This is a genomic window from Paenibacillus eucommiae (genome assembly GCF_017874215.1).
Lineage (GTDB): Bacteria > Bacillota > Bacilli > Paenibacillales > NBRC-103111 > Paenibacillus_AI > Paenibacillus_AI eucommiae.
The window spans coordinates 109870-129370 of sequence record NZ_JAGGLB010000024.1 but is presented as its reverse complement, the minus strand read 5'-3'; the positions used below and the strand labels follow the sequence as shown (position 1 = coordinate 129370).

Annotated in this window: 13 protein-coding genes; 11 read left to right on the top strand and 2 right to left on the bottom strand. The window is 44.3% G+C overall.

Features of this window, described 5'->3' with window-relative positions; all coding sequences use genetic code 11:
• The first annotated feature begins 237 nt into the window (after positions 1-237).
• Both J2Z66_RS28430 and J2Z66_RS28425 read left to right on the top strand, forming a co-directional pair.
• On the top strand, positions 238-2925 hold the full coding sequence (locus J2Z66_RS28430; RefSeq protein WP_209976127.1) for a glycoside hydrolase family 38 N-terminal domain-containing protein: 2688 nt from the start codon (positions 238-240) through the stop codon (positions 2923-2925).
• A gap of 26 nt (positions 2926-2951) precedes the next feature.
• Entirely contained in the window at positions 2952-5588 is a 2637-nt protein-coding gene (locus J2Z66_RS28425; protein ID WP_209976126.1) for a glycoside hydrolase family 38 N-terminal domain-containing protein, read from the top strand.
• Here the strand turns inward: J2Z66_RS28425 and J2Z66_RS28420 are convergent.
• Positions 5585-7849 (bottom strand): helix-turn-helix domain-containing protein, encoded by a 2265-nt coding sequence (locus J2Z66_RS28420; RefSeq protein WP_209976125.1) that lies wholly within the window; start codon positions 7847-7849, stop codon positions 5585-5587. The two genes, J2Z66_RS28425 and J2Z66_RS28420, sit on opposite strands and share 4 nt — an antisense overlap.
• Before the next feature lie 249 nt (positions 7850-8098).
• Between J2Z66_RS28420 and J2Z66_RS28415 the strand changes: the two genes are divergently transcribed.
• The 9 genes from J2Z66_RS28415 (at position 8099) to J2Z66_RS28375 (ending at position 18113) form a co-directional block, all read left to right on the top strand.
• A complete protein-coding gene (locus J2Z66_RS28415; RefSeq protein ID WP_209976124.1) occupies positions 8099-9808 on the top strand; it encodes an extracellular solute-binding protein in 1710 nt (569 codons plus the stop codon).
• Positions 9809-9867: 59 nt separating this feature from the next.
• On the top strand, positions 9868-10764 hold the full coding sequence (locus J2Z66_RS28410) for an ABC transporter permease (RefSeq protein ID WP_209976123.1): 897 nt from the start codon (positions 9868-9870) through the stop codon (positions 10762-10764).
• A 14-nt stretch (positions 10765-10778) separates the two neighbouring features.
• The gene (locus J2Z66_RS28405) at positions 10779-11663 is read left to right on the top strand and encodes a carbohydrate ABC transporter permease (RefSeq protein ID WP_209976122.1); all 885 of its coding nucleotides are present in this window, start codon (positions 10779-10781) and stop codon (positions 11661-11663) included.
• A 26-nt stretch (positions 11664-11689) separates the two neighbouring features.
• Positions 11690-12718 (top strand): mannonate dehydratase, encoded by a 1029-nt coding sequence (locus J2Z66_RS28400; protein WP_209976121.1) that lies wholly within the window; start codon positions 11690-11692, stop codon positions 12716-12718.
• 40 nt (positions 12719-12758) lie between these two features.
• Entirely contained in the window at positions 12759-13724 is a 966-nt protein-coding gene (locus J2Z66_RS28395; RefSeq protein ID WP_209976120.1) for a mannonate dehydratase, read from the top strand.
• A 25-nt stretch (positions 13725-13749) separates the two neighbouring features.
• Positions 13750-14679 carry a phytanoyl-CoA dioxygenase family protein gene (locus J2Z66_RS28390; protein ID WP_209976119.1) on the top strand — a complete coding sequence of 310 codons (930 nt, stop codon included), beginning with the start codon at positions 13750-13752 and terminating at the stop codon, positions 14677-14679.
• Positions 14680-14756: 77 nt separating this feature from the next.
• Positions 14757-16142: a glycosyl hydrolase family 28-related protein gene (locus tag J2Z66_RS28385; RefSeq protein ID WP_209976118.1), complete on the top strand. Its 1386-nt coding sequence runs from the start codon at positions 14757-14759 to the stop codon at positions 16140-16142.
• Between the two features lie 33 nt (positions 16143-16175).
• Positions 16176-17081, top strand: a complete 906-nt coding sequence (locus J2Z66_RS28380) for an NAD-dependent epimerase/dehydratase family protein (RefSeq protein ID WP_209976117.1) — start codon at positions 16176-16178, stop codon at positions 17079-17081.
• A gap of 555 nt (positions 17082-17636) precedes the next feature.
• Positions 17637-18113, top strand: coding sequence for a hypothetical protein (locus J2Z66_RS28375; protein WP_209976116.1), 477 nt, complete (start codon positions 17637-17639; stop codon positions 18111-18113).
• A 259-nt stretch (positions 18114-18372) separates the two neighbouring features.
• Here J2Z66_RS28375 and J2Z66_RS28370 read toward each other — a convergent pair whose 3' ends face one another.
• Entirely contained in the window at positions 18373-19224 is an 852-nt protein-coding gene (locus J2Z66_RS28370; RefSeq protein ID WP_209976115.1) for a MurR/RpiR family transcriptional regulator, read from the bottom strand.
• Between the last annotated feature and the right edge of the window lie 277 nt (positions 19225-19501).

The following is a 19501-nucleotide window of genomic DNA, read 5'->3' as shown; positions in this document are numbered from 1 at the left end:
CGAGTCAAAAGATACTCATCTTAGGGGAAAGTATTCCATTTTCGATTTTCCCCATAAAAGTCAATTACATCATGATTGGTGACTGTATTTATCAGAGCAGAATGATTTACGATGTACAGGTAAGAGCAACACGATAATGCAAGGGAGCGTGGTTTCAAGAGAGTGTATTTAATTGGAAATGAACAAAAGAAAAATTTAAATGGAAGGTTCAAATTTTTATTTGAAGTAGGGGGATATATGAAAGTTGATATTTTGGAAGCTGCTAAGGTAAAGGAAATTCATATTATGCCTTATTCTCATCAGGATTTTGCCTGGGGCCATTCAAGGGAATGGCATATTCGCAGATACCTCCTTGTATTTGTGGAAATGTTAGAAATTATGAGAACAAATAAGAATTTTACTTGGATGATTGATAATGCGGTGCATAGTCTGATTCCATTTATTAAGCAATATCCGGAAAAAATGGCGGAAATGAAGGATCTGGTAAAGGAAGGGAGACTTTATGTTGCTAATGGCGGCTATAGTCTAGCCCGGTCGACCTATGTGGGTGAAGAGACGTTCATCCGCAACATGGTTGCTGGCCGAAGGTTTTTTCAAAAGCAGTTTGACTTGGACAACATCGATTTTTTTTATAACGCTGATGTTGGCTGCGGACATAGTCAACTTCCGCAGATTCTCCAGCTGGGCGGCCATAAGTATTACAGGTTTCAACGGCCGGAAGATGCGTTAGATGCTAAGGGGGTTCCCAAGCAGTTCCTATGGAAGGGACTTGATGGATCGCAGGTCTTGGTCTCAAGGGGTTCCTATGGCGGGTTTGTGGAGGGCAGGTTTACCAATAAGGATTATGTGACGGAATGGGAAACTGTGAAACAGGAGTTTTTTACGCAGGAGCTGGCAGATAAGGTAGATTCTTTGCTCATGACGGATATCGTTTGGTTGAACTATGGGTGTGACGACTGCAGGCCATTGCGAAACCTTTATGATGAATCGATCCAGGTTATAGAATTTGTGGAAGAATGGAATAAACGAGAGGAATTAAAGCTGATCTTTTCTACACCCACAGCCTATTTTGCAAAATTGGAACAAACGGAATTGCCCGTTCATCAGGGGGTTCTGGATCCAAGCGAGCTTGCCTACAATGCTCCGATTCGTGGCAATCACTCGATGTGGAGAATGAGAAGTGAGCTGGATAGGCTGATTGTCAAAGCAGAGGGTTTGGCAACGATGGCCTTTCTAACGGGGGTGGAATACCCCTACGGCAAGCTAGAAATGCTGTGGAACCAACTGTTCGAAATTACGGGACATGCTATTGAGTGGATAAACGGGGACGATTTCGAACTATTGTATGGCGCAGCGACAGGAGCCAAAATGACTGCCATTTGCCTGATTAGGGAGTTATGTGAAGAAATCGCCTATAAGATTCAATGTGCGCAAGAGCCGCAATATGTGGTCTTTAATACGCTGCCCTGGGCCCGGACGGAAATGGTGGAGCTGCATATTACGAACCCCTTGGGTATGGAAGGATTCGATCTGCGCGACAGTGTTGGCCAAAAGGTCAATTACCAAATCGTAAATGTTCATGACGAGTATATTAACCGCTCTAATTGCGAGTATAGTGCGGTGGATATCATCGCAGAAGTTGAGGTTCCGGCGACAGGGTATGCCATGTTAACGGCGGTAAGCGACGGTACGCTGCTGGCCGACAAGGTGCAGGCGGAATGTATTGATGCTGCGGCTGCGTCCTCCGACTCCGGTTCCGGCACTGCTTCTGGCTCCGCTTCCGGCACTGCTCCTGCCTCTGCTTCCGATACCGCTTCCGGCAAAATGATCGTAAATAACGGCATACTGGAAGTCACATTCGACAAAGGGGCCATAACCAAAATAAGGGAGACAGCAACGGGAAGGATGCTTCAGGTGACTTCATCCAGCAGGATAAATGGCATGAAATTTGTGCAAACCGAGGCTACAGCATCATGGATTTCTTCCTGGGACCAAGTGGATGAATTCAGGCCTATACCAAAGACCTGGGAGTGGATCGAGAAGGGGCCGTTGCGCTGGATTTATCGTGTCAATGGAACTATAGGCAGTAGCCAATACCGGCAAGATATTAGAATTCAAAGCGGTGAGCGGGCAATCGGATTTGATCTGGAATTGGACAGTGCTGGGGATGAAAGCGGCTATTTTGCTGTAGATTTCGCCGCAGACCCGGATACTTATTTATATGCCGATATTCCGTTTGGTGTGGAAGAAAGGAATTTGTCAGAAGAATCTTATGGAAGTGTCCCCGAAAGCTCAGTCAACTATAACGCTTACGAACGGGGATGGCCGGGGCAATTTTATGCCAAAAGCTGGGCCATGTTCCAATCGGGCGAAATGCCCGTAGCTGTTGTTTCGGAGAACTGCTCGATTTACTACAATTTTGACCCGCATAAGCATGTGGTGTCGCTTTTATTGAATCGGCGTATGCCTTCCGGGAACCGGAAGCACACCCATCCTTCCCTGGATGGAAAAGGGATTCATCATTTTAAATATCATATGTATGTTCCTGAAGAAAAAGAAAAGTTTGCAGAAGTGAGCAGGTTCTCCAAAATGAAAACGCAGCGGGTGGATACTGTCCCCAAGTATAATGATGAATCTGTTCAGCGTCTACAGCAGGCACAATCTTTTGTGGAAATAGACTGTGAGCATGTTATCGTTTCAGGGTTCTACATGGAAGACAATAAGATCCTTCTACGTTTATATGAATCGGAGGGAAGAAGTTCTACAATCCGCATTCGTACACATTTCAATTTTACTAGGGCGAGAGTGGTAGATTTCGTTGGAGATGACCGGGATCCATTATGGCTAACAGATGATATAGACGGTCGTTATCTTTCCTGTAGTATGAAGCCGTGGCAAATTGTAACTATGCAATTCGAAATATAAGAGATCAATTGGAAGAGGTGGCGCTTGTGGAGGATACAAACCTTTATATGGAAAAGGTCAAGGAAATGCATATTATACCCTATTCACATCATGATTTTGCTTGGACCAATTCTAGACAATGGCATATTAGGAGATATTTGCAAGTTTTTATAGAAGTACTTGATGTGATGAAAGAGCATGCGAATTTGACGTGGATGATCGATAATGTGACACATAGCTTGCTTCCCTTCATTAAATATTGCCCGGAAAAACTGGATGAGTTGAAACAACGGGTGCAAGAAGGAAGAATTTATGTAGCAAACGGAGGCTACAGCTTGGTCCGGTCTACTTATGTGGGGGATGAAACGTTTATCCGCAACATGGTTGAAGGCAAAAGATACTTCCAGACCTTATTCGACATCGCCAATATCGAATTTTATTATAATGCCGATGTGGGTTGCGGACATAGCCAGCTGCCGCAGCTTTTACAGCTTGCGGGTCATAAGTATTACAGGTTCCAGCGGCCTGAAGAGGCGTTGGATGCGAAGCAGGTACCCCGTCAATTTATTTGGAAGGGACTTGATGGTTCGCAGGTCACTGTCTCCAGAGGGACATATGGCGGGTTTATGGACGGAAAATTTACCAATCAGGATTACAAGACAGAATGGGAGGAAGTGAAGCAGCAATTTATCCAGCACGAATTGGTGGACAAAGTCGATGCATTGCTGAAGGCTGATATCGTATGGCTAAACTACGGCTGTGACGACTGTAGACCTTTGCTCAATCTGTATGATGATCCGATCCAAATCCTCGAATTTATCGCAGAGTGGAATAAACGGGAGGAAGCGAAGCTGCTGCTTTCTACGCCAGGTACCTATTTCAAGCATCTGGAAAAGTCTGAATTGCCCGTTTACGAAGGTGTTCTTGATCCATGTGAGCTCTCATTCAATGCGCCTCTTCGCGGGAACCATTCCATGTGGCGTATGAGAAGCAAGCTTGATCGTTTGATTGTTAAAGCGGAAAGCTTGGCAACGATTGCTGCGGTAAGCGGAATGGATTATCCGTACGACAAGCTGCAGGAGCTGTGGAATCAGCTGTTTGAAATTACGGGGCACGCCATGGAGTGGATTTATAGGGAAGATTTCAACCGTCTGCTTACTAGAGCATTAGGGGCTGAATCTGCTGCTATTGCCATGATTGAGACGCTCTGCGAGGATATCGCTGCTAAGCTTCAGGTTAAGCAAGGGGAACAGTATGTCATCTTTAATATCTTGAATTGGATGCGGACGGAGCTTGTAGAATTACATATTACAAGCCCGGTCGGGGTAGAAGGCTTTGATCTGTATGACAGTCTTGGCCATAAAGTTGACTACCAGGTTGTTAATATTTGCGATGGTGATAAAAATTACTCTGGCCGTGAGTATACCGCAGTCGATATCGTTGCGAAAATGGATATACCAGCAATGGGATACAGCGGACTGTCTGTGGCTAAAAATGGCATGAAGCTTACCGGCAAGGTGAAGGCGGAGTTTATCGATATTGCGGACCGCCGCTCTGCTCCTGACATTGTGGTTATCCATAACGGAGTCATTGAAGCAAGAATGGAGAAAGGAATATTAAGTGAAATCCGGGAAATTGCAACGGGCAGAACGATTCAAGCTGCTTCGCCGCATGGGCTGAATGGTCTGAAGTTTGTGCAAACCGAAATATCGCCCAATTGGTGTGCTTCATGGGATCCCATTGAATCATTTGCCATGATTCCTGATAAATGGGAGCTGGCGGAAAATGGTCCATTGAGGTGGGTCTATCGTGTGAGCGGAAAAGTTGGGAATAACCCTTTCAAACTCGATATCATTATCCAAACAGGAGAGCGGGCTGTTAGCTTTGATCTGCATGTAGATGGCGCTGGTGATGAAGGTTATTTTGCAGTGGATTTTCCCGCAGATCCGGATACGTATTTGTTCGCAGATATCCCATTCGGCGTCGAAGAAAGGGACTTAACGCAGGAATCTTACCTAACGATTCCAGGCTGCTCGATCAACTATAATACCTTCGAACGCGGATGGGAAGGGCAATTTTATGCAAAAAGCTGGGCGCTGTTTCAATGCGGCGGGATGCCGGCAGCCATCGTTTCCGAAAATTGCTCGATTTATTACAATTACGATGCGAACAAACATCTTGTATCTCTTCTGTTGAATCGCTGTATGCCTCTAGAGAACAAAGAAGAACGATGGTTTCAGCATACACATCCTTCTGTCGATGGCAGAGGCACTCATAATTTCAAATACTCGCTTTACCTTCCCGTACAGAATGAAAAATTTGCCGAAGTAGCCAGATTTGCGAAACAGAAGGCACAACCAGTCGACGCAGTCGTGAAGTATAATCATGTTTCCAAGGAGCAGTTGCCGCTTGAGAAATCTCTTATGGAAATCGATAGTGATAATGTTATTGTTTCTGCATGCTATAAAGAAAATCATAAAATGATTCTGCGTCTATATGAAGCAGAAGGCAAAAGCTCAACGATTCGTATTAGCCCGAATTTTAATTTCAGCAGCGCCGCACTCATAGATTTGCTGGGAAATGAGCTGGATCAAGCAACAATCACGGTCGACATTCATCAGCGATGCATATCCATCGTTGTGGGAGCATGGCAAATCGTAAATCTTCAATTTGAACTACTTTAAAAGCTGGTCAAATCAGCATTGTTTCTCTTTAAACGGACTGACTTGCGATATTCACCAGGAGATACACCGGTTGCCTTCCGAAACATACGGATGAAAGAGTTGGTATACATATACCCGACTTGCTCGGAAATCTCCTGTGTTTTCAAGGAGGAGTTCAAGAGCAGATCCTTCGCCTTATTAATGCGTAGCTGGGTCACATAATCAATGAAGTTTGTACCTGTCTTCTCTTTGAAATATTTGGATACATAATGACTGGACAAGCCGAGCTCATCGGCTACCTTGTCCAAGGAAATCTCCTGGCTATAATTAAGGTTGACATACTGCAGCAGCAGTGATTTGATTGGATCATTATCCTCCGATATACTGGAAATCATATGAGCAGCTTCGGAGAAAAAACGTTCAAAAAAATCGATATGACCCTGAATGCTGAAGCAATTGCTTAGATGCGAATAAGGAGATTTTTTATCAAGTATGGAGCTGATGTCCAGATTCATCGTCAGCATCATTTTGATGGTTATTGTAATTAAGTTTCGTGCAAAGTCTTCGTATTGGCGAGCAGACACTCCTATTTTTTCCATGTGATTCAGTTGGGTTGTAATCATAGACATACAGCTTTCCTTCGCGCCGGATTGTAAGTAGGTGATGAATGTCTGTTCATGGTCAGGGGTGAAGCCGGTAATAAGCGGCTCCGGGAGCATTTCCGTAATAACTTGTGTTTCGTTCGTCATTTTCCGTCGATGGACCATTTCCAATGCCTCGTCGTAAGCTTCGGTAAATTCCGCGGAGGTTCGAAGGATGGGATTAACGGCAACTGTCAAAGTACAGTAATCTTTGTCATGGTCGAATACGTGCTTCAGGCGATGAATGATGGCGTTCAGATCTTTTTCTTCTGTTTCCGTGATGAGAATGGAGATGATTTGATCTTTTTCAATCTGCATAGTAACGGGATCGGAAAAATGCTCGGATAATACTATATCGATGAATTCCTTGATGTAATACATGGCCCGCTGCTGCTCTCCTGTACTCAATAGTTGAAAGGCTTCGGTTTTCGTCAGATGGAAAAGGATGAGATAAAACGGTTTTTTATCATCCTGAAATTCCTTGTCGTGGCTATAGATGTTTTTCATTTTGCACATATAGCGGAAATATTGGAGCTGTGCAGCATTTTGTTTGAAATCATCACGGATGTCTTGGTCTGCCTGAATAAAGTGTTTAATCTTATCGTAAATCAAATTATACTCGTCGATATTGCTATGAAGCGGACTTTCCGAACCCAGCTTATTAATGGCATTGATAATCTTTTTGACAGGGCTGTTGAATTTCAGGCTTAAACCGATTGAAATGATAATACTGATGATCAGCGCCAAACCCAATAGTGAAATGAGTATTAAGTTTAGCTGGATCATGTCATTGTAAAGCTTGTTGTAAGGAACAACGTTCACATAAGTGAGGTTGGAAAACGCGCCCTTCTTATAGAAGTAATAGGTGGCATCTTGGTTGACGTAGGCTTCGCTGCCTGTTATTTTGTCCAGCAGGTGGGGGCTAAGCGACTCGGAAGAAGAGCTGAATATAGGGCGCTTGTCCTCATCCAGAATGTAAAATTGATCCTGGTTTGAATTATGAAACGCTTGCATAAGCTTATCCGCATTCAAAAAAGCGGCGACATAGAATTGCTCCAAAATTTTATTTTTATAAATAACCGGAATTAAACGTGAACTGTTATTTGTTTTTTTGTTCGTAAATTCGGATTCGGGAAACACCTTCATCGTATACGTCATTTTCATTTGATCGCGCCAAAAGTCCGGCCAATAAGCTTTGCTGAAGTACTTGTAACTGAATTGATCGGTTGTGCTTGGGCCATTCATATCGATGGTGTAATCGTTTTTGTTAAATTGTAAGAAAATGTTGTCTATGAACAATAATTCATTACCAGTGATCGCTTTGATTTCATCCACTACCTGGTTGACGGGATCGAATTGCAAAGAATTACCCAATTCGTTCAAGAGGATAATCTTATCGTTGAAATACAAGCGGTATATGGCATTTTGGATGATGTTCAAATGGTTTTCGTAGCGTTCTACCGAATTGGACAAGTTTAAACTATTGTTGCGGATGATTTCTCTTTGGACGTCTTTTATTAAAATCGTATAGGAAAAAAAATTAAATGAGAGCAGGAGGATGATCAGGCTGATAAAGCCGGTCAGCAATTTAAAGAAAAGCGAGTTTCTTTTTAAAAGGATTTGAAGTCTTTTGAGCATCATGTTTGTCCTCCTATACAGCGGCAAGTTGGGTAACCCTCTTGAGAATTATACCACTGGTTTATCCAAATTTAATACAATTTTTGTTCTTTAACGATACTCATTTTCGGGGAAAATATACAATTTAGGCGGTTTAACAGGAATAGACCATTCCGGGGAAAATAGAAACTGTATTTTTGCCGGGGGCTGGTATAAATTTGTAGTTGTTCAGGGCTGGCGGAGCACAATAATAACAAAGGGGAGAATAAATCAATGGGAATTAAGAAAAGCAGGGCCGAACAAATGGTTTGTAAGCTGTACAGTAACATCGCGCTCATATTGTTGGTAGTTGCGGTATTGGCAGGCTGCAGTTCAAGCAAGGAAAATTCGCCAGCCACCGTAACACCGGGCAAGGAAGTGGCGGAGCAGACAACGAACATAGCAACGATGGCGCCGGCCGGGGAAACGTCAAATAAGTTTGATCCCCCCGTGGAGGTTACGATGGTTAACCTGGCATACGGAGCTATTGCATTCGGTCCAAATGAGGACATGAACAACAATCGTTGGAACACCTACATTAAAGATCATTATGGCATAAGCGTCAAATCGTTATGGGATGCGCCGGGTGATCAATTGGAGCAAAAAACGAATCTGATGATTGCCACTGGAAATTTACCCGATATTTTCTTGGCGACGCCGAAGCAGTTTGTTCAATTAAATAATGCGGGGCTGATTGAAGATCTGACCGATGTATATGAGAAGTACGCACCGCAGAACATAAAGGATATTATGTCACAGGCCGGGCAAGAAGTAACGGATGCGGCAACGGTCAAGGGTCGCTTGATGGCGCTTCCTTGGACAGGATCTGTAAAGGAGTCCGTGCCGGTTGTATGGATTCGTGAAGATTGGATGAAGAAGCTGAACTTGACCGGGCCGAAAACTATGGACGACCTGTTGGCCATTGCTAAAGCGTTTACTACCGGCGATCCGGATGGGAACAGCAAGCCCGACACGAACGGTTTGCCGATCGATAAAGATTTTACTTTAATAAATGCGTTTTTAAATGGTTATCATGCGTATAAAGATATTTGGATCAAGGATTCGAGTGGAAAATTGGTATACAGCAGTGTGCAGCCAGAATTAAAAACCGCACTGGCCAAGCTGCAAGAAATGTATAAAGCTGGAGAAATCGATCAAGAGTTCGGCGTCAAAGATACATCAAAGGTCACTGAAAGTATAGGCAGCAACAAGCTGGGCATCTTTCTCGGATCAATGGGTGGAGGAAACACGTTGGCTGCTTTAACACCTGACGTAAAGTGGAATTCCTATCCGATACCTTCGATTGACGGCTCACAGACATTGCTTCAACATCCGCTCAATATTAATTATGGGTTCTGGGTGGTCAAGAAAGGGATACAACATCCGGAAGTGCTATATAAACTGGCTGATGCGTGGTTCAAACTGTTTTATGAGAATAAGGATGAAGACATTTACGTGAAGTATAACAGCGATCAAAAGACTGCATTCTTCCTGCAAGCCCCGGTACAAGTATATAAACCTTACAAAAATATGGAGACTTCCATTCATTTGGCGCCTATCTTGGAAAGCGGTAAAACGGCCACTGATGAAGAGTTAAGCAAGCTAACACCTGAGGAAAGACTGAATTACGGCTTTATTCAGAAGTACATGGCAGGAGATCAGAGTTTCTGGAAGTACGCTTCCCGCAGTGGTATCGGAGGCGCTGGAGATATTGTCAGCCAATATGTGCAAAACAACCAATTTAAGCCGGATCAATTCGTTGGTGCCCCAACGCCGACTATGGTGCAGAAAGGGGCTATCCTGCAAAAGATGGAAGATCAGATGATCACCAAGATCATTACAGGAGCACCGATTGACCAGTTCGATCAATTTGTGGCGGAATGGAACAAACTGGGTGGAGAGCAAATGACCCAGGAAGTAAACGACTGGTATAACAATAATTAAAGGATCACGAATCCATGGAGGGGCGAAAGCCCCTCATCAGTTAGATTGGAGAGCTGCTTATGTTGAAGAACTTCAGGGTGGAATTGCCCTTGCATTTGATGCTCTTACCCGGTTTGGTGATCATTATCGTCTATAGCTATGGCCCGATGTTCGGGATCATAATGGCTTTCCAGAATTATTTCCCCACGCTTGGTTTTACGAAATCGCCATGGGTAGGATTGGATAACTTCACCTATATTCTAAGTGTACCTGATACGATGAAGGTGTTTTGGAATACGCTGACTATCGCTCTGCTAAAAATTGTTGCCGGCTTGATCGTTCCGCTTGCGGCATCCTTGCTTTTGAACGAAGTAGGGAGGAAGATGTTCAAGAAAAGCGTGCAGTCCTTGATTTATTTGCCGCATTTCTTATCTTGGGTCATCGTCGGGGGTATCATGATCGATATTTTATCTCCGTCGCAGGGAATTGTAAATCAATTTTTGGGATTTTTTGGTATTCAACCAATTTATTTTCTCGGTGATAGCAGATGGTTTCGCTTCATTCTCGTGATTTCTAACGAATGGAAGGAGTTCGGGTTCAGTACGATCATCTATTTGGCCGCTTTATCCGGGATAAATCCTTCGCTTTATGAAGCGGCAGTTCTGGACGGTGCAGGGCGCTGGCGTCAGACATGGCATATCACTTTTCCCGGTATGCGTCCGATTATTATCTTGATGATGACACTTAGTTTGGGCAATGTGCTAAATGCCGGGTTTGAACAAGTATTTGTTTTATATAGTCCCCAGGTCTATGATACGGGGGATATCCTCGACACGATGGTATACAGGATCGGACTGGTCGATGCGCAATACAGTCTGGCTAGTGCAGTCGGGCTGATGAAATCAGCGATCTCGCTAGTACTGATTACAACATCTTACTGGCTAGCATACCGTTTGGCCAATTATCGTATTTTTTGACAGGAGGTACAACAATGGTTACGGATTTGTCATTTTCGAGAAAGCTCTTTGTCCTGAGCAACTATATCGGTCTATCATTGCTGGCGCTTCTATGTCTGTTTCCACTTATTCATACACTTGCGGTCTCTCTGAGCTCAAGATCGGCTGCGGAAGCCGGGCTGGTGTCTCTGTGGCCGATTGATTTTAATATAAGCTCCTATCAATACGCGCTTAGTAAGCAGGAATTTATTCATGCATTCTTCGTTTCGGTACAGAGAGTCGCCTTGGGATTAACGATCAACATGTTAATGATCATTCTGACAGCGTATCCATTGGCTAAAGAAGTGAACGCGTTTCGGCTGCGAACTGTGTATGTATGGTTTTTCTTCTTTACGGTTCTGTTTGGTGGCGGGCTTGTTCCCTCATATATGATCATGCAGCATACAGGACTGTTGGATACGATTTGGGCATTAATCATCCCAGGGGCCGTTCCGGTTTTCAGTGTCGTGCTGCTGCTGAATTTCTTTCGGGGATTGCCGAAAGAAATCGAAGAGTCTGCCTTAATAGATGGGGCAGGCCATTTAACAGTCCTGTGGCGGATTTACGTGCCCTTATCTGTACCTGCTCTGGCCACACTTGCGCTCTTTTCGATCGTCGGGCATTGGAACTCATGGTTTGATGGTATCATTTACATGCGTACTGCAGCTATGTACCCCCTTCAAAGTTACTTACAGACGATCGTGATCGATAATAAACTGTTAGAGTTGACAGGAGGAGAAGGTGATTTGTATCGGGAAATTTCCGGAAGAGCATTCACTAACGCACAAATTTTTCTTGGCGCATTACCGGTGTTAATCGTTTACCCTTTTCTGCAAAAGTATTTTGTTAAAGGTATAGTGGTTGGGAGTGTCAAAGGTTAACCATGTTTGCAAGGGAGAGACAAGCAATGATACGAATCGCTATTGGCCAATTTCAATATGTTACAGAAGAAACGATGCTGTTCGGAAGGCAACTGGGAGTCACCAGCTGCCAATTAAATTGGCCTGCTTTACCGGGGGATGCCCAGTGGGAGTATGAAGACTTGCTTGCGCTGCGGTTTGAATGCGAGAAGTACGGCATGAAGCTGGAAGCGCTAGAAAACACGCCTTTTGACTGGTATTTAAAGCCCATGCTTGGTATCGATGGAAGGGATATACAGATAGAGCATTACAAGAACACGATCCGCAATATGGGGCGCGCAGGTATTCCCATTCTTGGTTATCATTTTATGCCAAACTCCGTCTGGCGCACGCCTAACGAGCTCGGTCGCGGAGGTGCTGCGGTTACAGCGTTCGATATGGATCGGGCCATGCAGTTTCAACCCAAACCTGACTTGGCGGCAAAGGTTGATCCTGATATAACGGTTCAGCGGCTTATGGATGAAGGTCCAAACCGTTTCATCTCGGAAGACGAGATGTGGTCCAATTACGAGTATTTCATAAAGGGGGTTATTCCAACCGCTGAAGAGGCGGGAGTAAAGCTGGCTCTGCATCCGGATGATCCGCCGGTTCCAGAGCTTGGTGGGATCGGTAGGCTCTTCCATAAATTTGAGAACTTCAAGCAAGCGATGGAGATTGCCAATAGTGAAGCCTGGGGGCTTGATCTGTGTCTCGGTAGTTGTTCCGAAATGCCCGGTGGTGCATCGAGTGTGAAACAAATGATCGAATACTTTGGTCCCCTTGGCAAAATTCTTTATGTACATTTTCGGGATGTGCAAGGAACGGTTCCCAAGTTTAAGGAATGCTTCCTTGGCGAGGGGAACTATAATCCTGGAGAAGTTATGCTTATGCTGAAGAAGAATGGCTTTACCGGTTTTATGTCCACGGATCATGTACCCGTTATTGTGAACGACAGCCCTTGGCAGCATCGTTCCCGTGGGCATGCTTTGGGCTATATGCAAGGTCTTATGAATATGATGGAGTTTGTAGAAGGATGAGCACAAGTAGAATAATGATCATAAGATTAGGAGCTACGATATGAAAATTGCAGAATTACTAAATCAATCCCCAGACTCACAGTGGACATTATCCAAGCAAGCGGGTGTTACACACGTTGTTGGAAGGCTGCCAATCAAGTCTAACGGGGAAGTTTCTTGGGATTATATGGACTTGCTTCATATGAAGAAGCGATTCGATGATTTCGGGCTTAAGCTTGAGGTATTGGAACCAGGTTACGAGATGCTGATGAACAACATCAAGCTCGCTACAGACCAACGCGAAAATGAGATTGCACAAATTCAGACCTTGATTCGCAATATGGGCAAGCTAGGAATTCCTGTATTATGCTACAACTTCATGGCGCACTTTAACTGGATCCGCACTTCTTTAGCGGTACCGTCAAGGGGGGGAGCATTAGTCACCGGTTACGATCATTCGCTCATGAAGGAAGCTCCTTTAACAGAAGCGGGTATTGTGACAGAGGAACAACTATGGGATAGGCTTGAATATTTTTTGAAGAAAGTGGTGCCAGTGGCAGAAGAGGCAAAGGTGAAACTATCTCTTCATCCTTGCGATCCGCCACTTTCGCCGATCAGAGGAATATCGCGGATTATCACGAGTGCTGCTGCTATGAAGAGAGCAATCAACCTCGTACCAAGTGAATATAGCGGGGTAACGCTTTGTCAGGGAACCTTTGCTACTGCAGGGGAACATATACCCGAATTAATCCGGGAACTTGGAGGCCTGGACAAAATTTTCTTTGTTCATTTTCGCGATGTGCGAGGCACCCCTGAAAAATTTGTGGAAACCTTCCACGACGACGGCCAGACGAATATGTTCGAAACGGTTAGAGCTTATAGGGAAATTGGTTTTGACGGTCCAGTTCGGGTTGACCATGTTCCGACTATGGAAGGCGAATACAATCTGGATCCAGGTTACGCTTCTGTTGGTCGACTGTATGCGCTTGGATATTTAAAAGGGCTGCTTGAGGGCGCAGGATACTAAAAATAATGATATGGAGATGATTCTAATGAGAGAAAAGCATCAATTGTCTTATAGATACGAGTTCCACAGGGATGAATTGGCCGCTATCAAAGCGTGCAACGAAGCTCATGGATTTGCTGTGGTGAAAGAAGTGCTTCCACCAGAAATAATAGAAAGTTTAAAAAAATCGATTTGCGAGGTTTTTGAGCCAACCTTGCAGTCTTCCCATGTTTTTCTGAATCCGGAAATAATCGATGGGCTAATCCAATCCGATCAACTGATCGCAGAAACGGCTTCTCCGAAGATATTCACTCGAACAATGGTCGATTTTATTGAGAAATCAGATGCGATGGCCAGTCTAATGACTTATGAGCCCTATATGCGAATCGTTCGCGCTCTCTATGGAGAAGGCCCCGTCACATTGAATCGTTCTGCAGCGATTTACAAAGAACCGGGTGCTGGTGTTGGTGGGTGGCATACCGATTGGGAGCCGTTGGAAGGTGTATATGGAACCAATGCAGTCTTGAATAACACCGGAGCATGTTCGAATTGGTTTTATTTGACCGGAGTAAATCCCGATAACGGGGGGCTTGCACTGATACCAGATTCGCATACCGAGGATTGGCAAGGACCCAAAGGCTTTGAATTAACTGAGAATCTTAGGTCTTTCCATCGCAAGGATGATAATCTGCCTGCTTATGACAAATTTGATTTTGAGGAAATGCTGCCCCTATATGCGGAAGCTGGGGATCTTGTCATATTTGCTGAACGCACCTTCCATGGCGTATTCCCACATCATGGAGACGAGACTCGGTTAAGCTGTGCGATTACTTTCAGGCCGGGAAGCACCGGGTTTTCCCCGTGTTGGCAGCCTTCCGAGTCGACAAAGCGATTTATCGCTTCCTGTCCGCCGGAGGTTCAACCTATGGTAAAGCATTATACCGGTCACAGCTTTAGTTGGAAAAGCAATCTGTAGTGGACGAAACCTATAAGTCAAGATTTGGAGGAAAAGCGTATTGGGAAAAAATTATCCATAGATGAGGAGTAAACGTGATGAGCGATGAAAAAAAAGAGATCATTAGTAATGTGATGTCAAGGAGGAAGCTGTTGACGACGATGGGGATTGCAGGAGTGGGGGTGGCGTTGAGCTCATTTGGGGTGACAGCAAATACGGCCCATGCCACACCTTCTTACCCGACTACCATTGGAACGGAGATGTTGTCTGACTTCGGAATCGTCAACCCTGTCTCCCTTTTTGGTGCTGTAGGAGATGGTGTTGCCGATGACACGGCAGCCATTCAGCAGGCGCTGGACACAGGTAAGGCCGTCTATTTACCTCGCGGTGCCTATCGCGTAACAGACACACTCGTCTTCAAGAAATCCGGTTCAAGGCTCATCGGGGAGGGAACCTATTCCCTGCTGGCCCTGCCAATGATCCCGTTTGGGACTGTCATTATTTCGGAAGTGCCCAGCGGTAAGCCGACGCTGAAGGTACCGGATGGGCTGCAGCATGTTGACATATCCAAGCTGACCATTAAGCGGCTCATTACTAGCGTGGCGGGGAATACGGGGTTGTATTTTGAAGGAAACAGCAACCTATGCTCGGTTCGAGACGTAGAAATATCCGGTCATTATGTGGGTCTATGGCTCGGGTCGACAGGTTATTCGTCGGTTGAAAACCTATTTTCCCACGACAATTATGACCATGGGGTGTACATGGTGAACAGCAGTATTAACGGATCCCTGCAATGGCAATTCAACAATGTACTTGCACAGCTCAACAATTCGTGGGGAATTTGTGTGCAGTCAGCTGTCAACAGCGTCGGATTCGTATCGATGGGAAATATGTTCAAGCTGAATACATTCGGGAATAAATCAGGCGGGATATGCTTCCTTGGAAGAGCCGATACGCCAATCAACGGCATTAGGATGGACAATTGTTTCTTCGGGGAAGACGGTGGTGATGAGATTTATCTCGACACCTATGGGGGAGGTTCCCACAAGATACAATCCACCTATACGGAGGCGGCAGGGACCGGCTTGACCGGTGTCGGACAGATGACTCCAGCTTCAGGAGTCGGACATGGATTGAAGGTAACCGCGAATGTGTACTCGGTCAATGTGTGCGATTGTTTCTTTATCAATCATTCCTATAACGGAGTGGACTGCTCGGCTGCACAATCCGTAATTACAGGCTGTGACCTTCGTATTAATGGGCGTGCTGGTGTAAGTGGAACCCAAATAGGCATCAGTATTGCCGGCGGACAGTCGCTTATCACCAGCAATAAGTCGATGGGCCAACAATTTGGAGTCTTCTTAAATAATGATGGGTACCACATGGTTTCGCAAAATAGGCTGTCTCAGAATACCATTGCTCCTATAGCGGCTGCTGTGTCGATTCCAAATTCGGTCATTACTCCGAACATAACGGCGGGATAATAGAATAAGGGATCAGGAAAGGAACGATTTCCAATGAAAAGAGTGGCAGTGACCGGTGGGAACGGTATACTCGGCTCCCAAGTCGTCGACCATTTGTCGAAACGCGGATATGTATCGGTCATCCTGGATCGGAATGAAGGAATATCAGGAAAGCATAGACATCACGATGTTCACGTCAAGAGTGTGGACTTGAACGATTATGCGGCTGTAGAACAAGCCCTGGAGGGCTGTGATGCCTTGATCCACATAGCGGCTATTCCAGATCCGGCTCACCATTCGCCTCATGTCGTATTTGCCAACAATACGGTAAGTACCTTTCATGTGTTGGAGGCAGCTGCAAAGCACGGCATTCAGAAAACTGTCATCGCTTCTAGTGAGTCCGCTTACGGATTTCCGTGGGCCACCAAGCCGCTCTCCCCGTTTTTCGTACCGGTGGATGAGAGCCATCCGCTTATTCCCGAAGATTGCTATGGTATCTCGAAAGCCGTTAACGAGGTGACTGCGGAAGGCTTTCACCGTCGGACTGGGATGCAGGTCGTTTGTTTGCGGTTGTCTTCGATCCTCAATAAAGCAGGGTACTTATATTTTCAGTCGTGCCTGGCCAAGCCGGAGGAGCTGCGCAGAGTATTATGGAGCTATGTGGATATTCGCGATGCGGCGGAAGCCTGCGTTCTGGCCGTCGAACGCGAAGGACTGGGCTGCACCGCCCTTAATATTGCGGCCGACGATACCTTCAACGACCGGAAATCGCAGGAGTTGCTGCGTGTTTATTTTCCCGACGTCATCGATATACGCTCCCCCTACATTGAATACGAGGCGTTCTATAGCAATGCAAAAGCAAAGGAGCTGTTGGGCTGGCAGCCGGCTCATTATTGGAGGGATGAAGTCGAAAAGCTTGGGTTGGGGAATAAAGATGCAATTGACCGCCCTTTGCCGTAACGTGACAGTTAAGAGAGATCAGGAAGAATCAATGACACTAAGTAAGCAGTTTGGATATAGGGGGTTTATGGAAAAATTTAGAGACCAAGGGCGCGCCCCTGGTCTTCTTTTCTATATCCCTTTGTATGGAGGGGAAGCATTGTAGAATTTTGTCATCTGAGCCTAAAACATTACCAGATTGGGTCTTGCCTATCCGAAACCATTTACGTTCCTCGGTGAAGCGGAATATGTCAGGCATGAGGGCGATAAGCCGATTAGTTTTGTTTGGCTTTTGAAGAAAGAGATGCCACCGGCGTTAGTACCAGTGGCGAATAAAGCCATTGTGTTTTCGGTGGGTTTGTCATGATGTCAAATCATCCTGCTATGTTATAATGGAATTGCAACCCATAGATAAATTCAAAGATCTGGATAAGCTGATTAAGCTTACAGGGGATCGTGCTAAGCTGGATGCAAAGCTTACGACACATGCATTGTGTATAAAACGTTGGAAGGTCAAATTGATTGGCAACCGACTGAGGATATTAGGACAAGTAAAACCTTAATATGGAGGTTAATATGAATAATCTATTGAATCAATTGGAATCTGTTGACTGGTTTGGAAATTGCGGTAAAGAAATCGGTGAGAACCCAAATATGGTTTATGCTTCTAATTGGAAGGATGCTGTTAAAATATCCGGGCAAGTGAGTTGGGAAAATACACAACTAAATGCTAGGAATGCCATGACTAAGTATTTAAGTGAAATGCATAAGACTGAATTTCAACAGTGGAACAATATATCAAAAATTGTAAAAACAAAATATCTTCCAGTTATCTTATCAAAGATAGAAAAATATGCACAAGAACAACAGTTAAAGTTGGAATTTATTCATTCAGTTCGTTGGGATCTTCACAGTGCATTTATGGAACGGTTTTATGAGCCTTTGGGTCATGGTTGTAATTTTTATGCTAACCTCTTAGAAATATATAAAGCAGGTCATTTTCCATGCGGCTGGGACGGCGATTGGCCGAAAGGTAAATTAGTGATTTTCTAATTTCTTAATTTGACAGGAGATATTGGGCGGTTTTCAAGTCCCCTGCCAAGTTACCGTTTGTAATTCATCTCAGTTAATCACTCCATATTTCTCCCATATCCTAACCGCATTTGAAAGAGGGGTAATTGGTTGCAGCAGCTTTCATGTTTAGAGCCGATCATTCACCCATGTGCTCTTTGACTTTTAATAGACGAAGGCTATTCAACTTAACAATAAGAGTAGCCCCCATATCTGCGAAAATAGAGCTTGCCTTGTAAAACTAATAACGCATCTGATTTAGAATATAAGTCATACTGTCAAGTAGCGGCTCTGTCTGTTTGTACCTTCGGATGATAAGGCAAGTACACAAGCTATCAATTAATCCCAGATGTGCAATTCTAGAGGACACAGCTTCTTTTAGAAAGTCTGCTTCATTAGATGAGATGACCAATTTGCTATCTGCGAGATCCAGAAGGGGAGTTTTATAAAAACTTGTAATACCAATAATTTTGGCGCCTTTTCCTTTTGCAATTTGTAATGTTTCAATTGTATCTTTTGTGCGGCCGGTATGTGAAATACCAAGTGCCACGCATTCATCATCTAGCATGCTTGCAGATATGCGGCTGATATGAGGATCGGTGGCTGCATAAGCCGGAAGACCGATACGCATAAAGCGATAATAAGCGTCTTGGGCGAGTGTGGCGGAAGTTCCAATGCCGTAAATTTCAATTCGCTTAGCCTGTAATAAAAGTTGAACCGTTCGATGGAATTCCTCTTTATCCAATGTATTTATTGTATTCTGTAAGGTTTGAATGCTTGAACTGAATACCTTCAAAGCAATCGAGTAATCGTCATCATGAAGACTGATCTCTTCCGGTACGGGGGATGATGATTTGGAAATGTTCTTAGCTAGATTAATTTTTAGGTCAGTAAATCCGTTCAAACCAATTAATCGGCAAAATCGGACAATACTTGAATCTGCGACTGACAGAAGAATAGCCAGTTGAGCAATTGTCATATTAATGACATCAGCGGGGTGACTCAGAATGTATTCCGCTATTTTTTTTTCTCCTTGATGCATAGAGGGTAACAAATTTTTAATAATGACCAGGTAATCCTTCCCAATGTCCATGAACGCTCTCCATACTTTTAATTAATTATCATCTATAATTTTATATTATCACATTCCAATTCATTCAAGTAAACTCCGTTCAAATTTACAATTTTTAAACATCACAATAATCCTCAGTTAACATTCAACAGTTATGATGAAAATGTTTAATCCACAGGGAATATTATTCTTCATTTATTTATCGAGTAAAGAATATAATTCTTTGACGACGACGGACAGTCAGGAGGTATGATCCATGAATCGAATCCTCATTTTTTAAAATACTCGAGCAATAGCC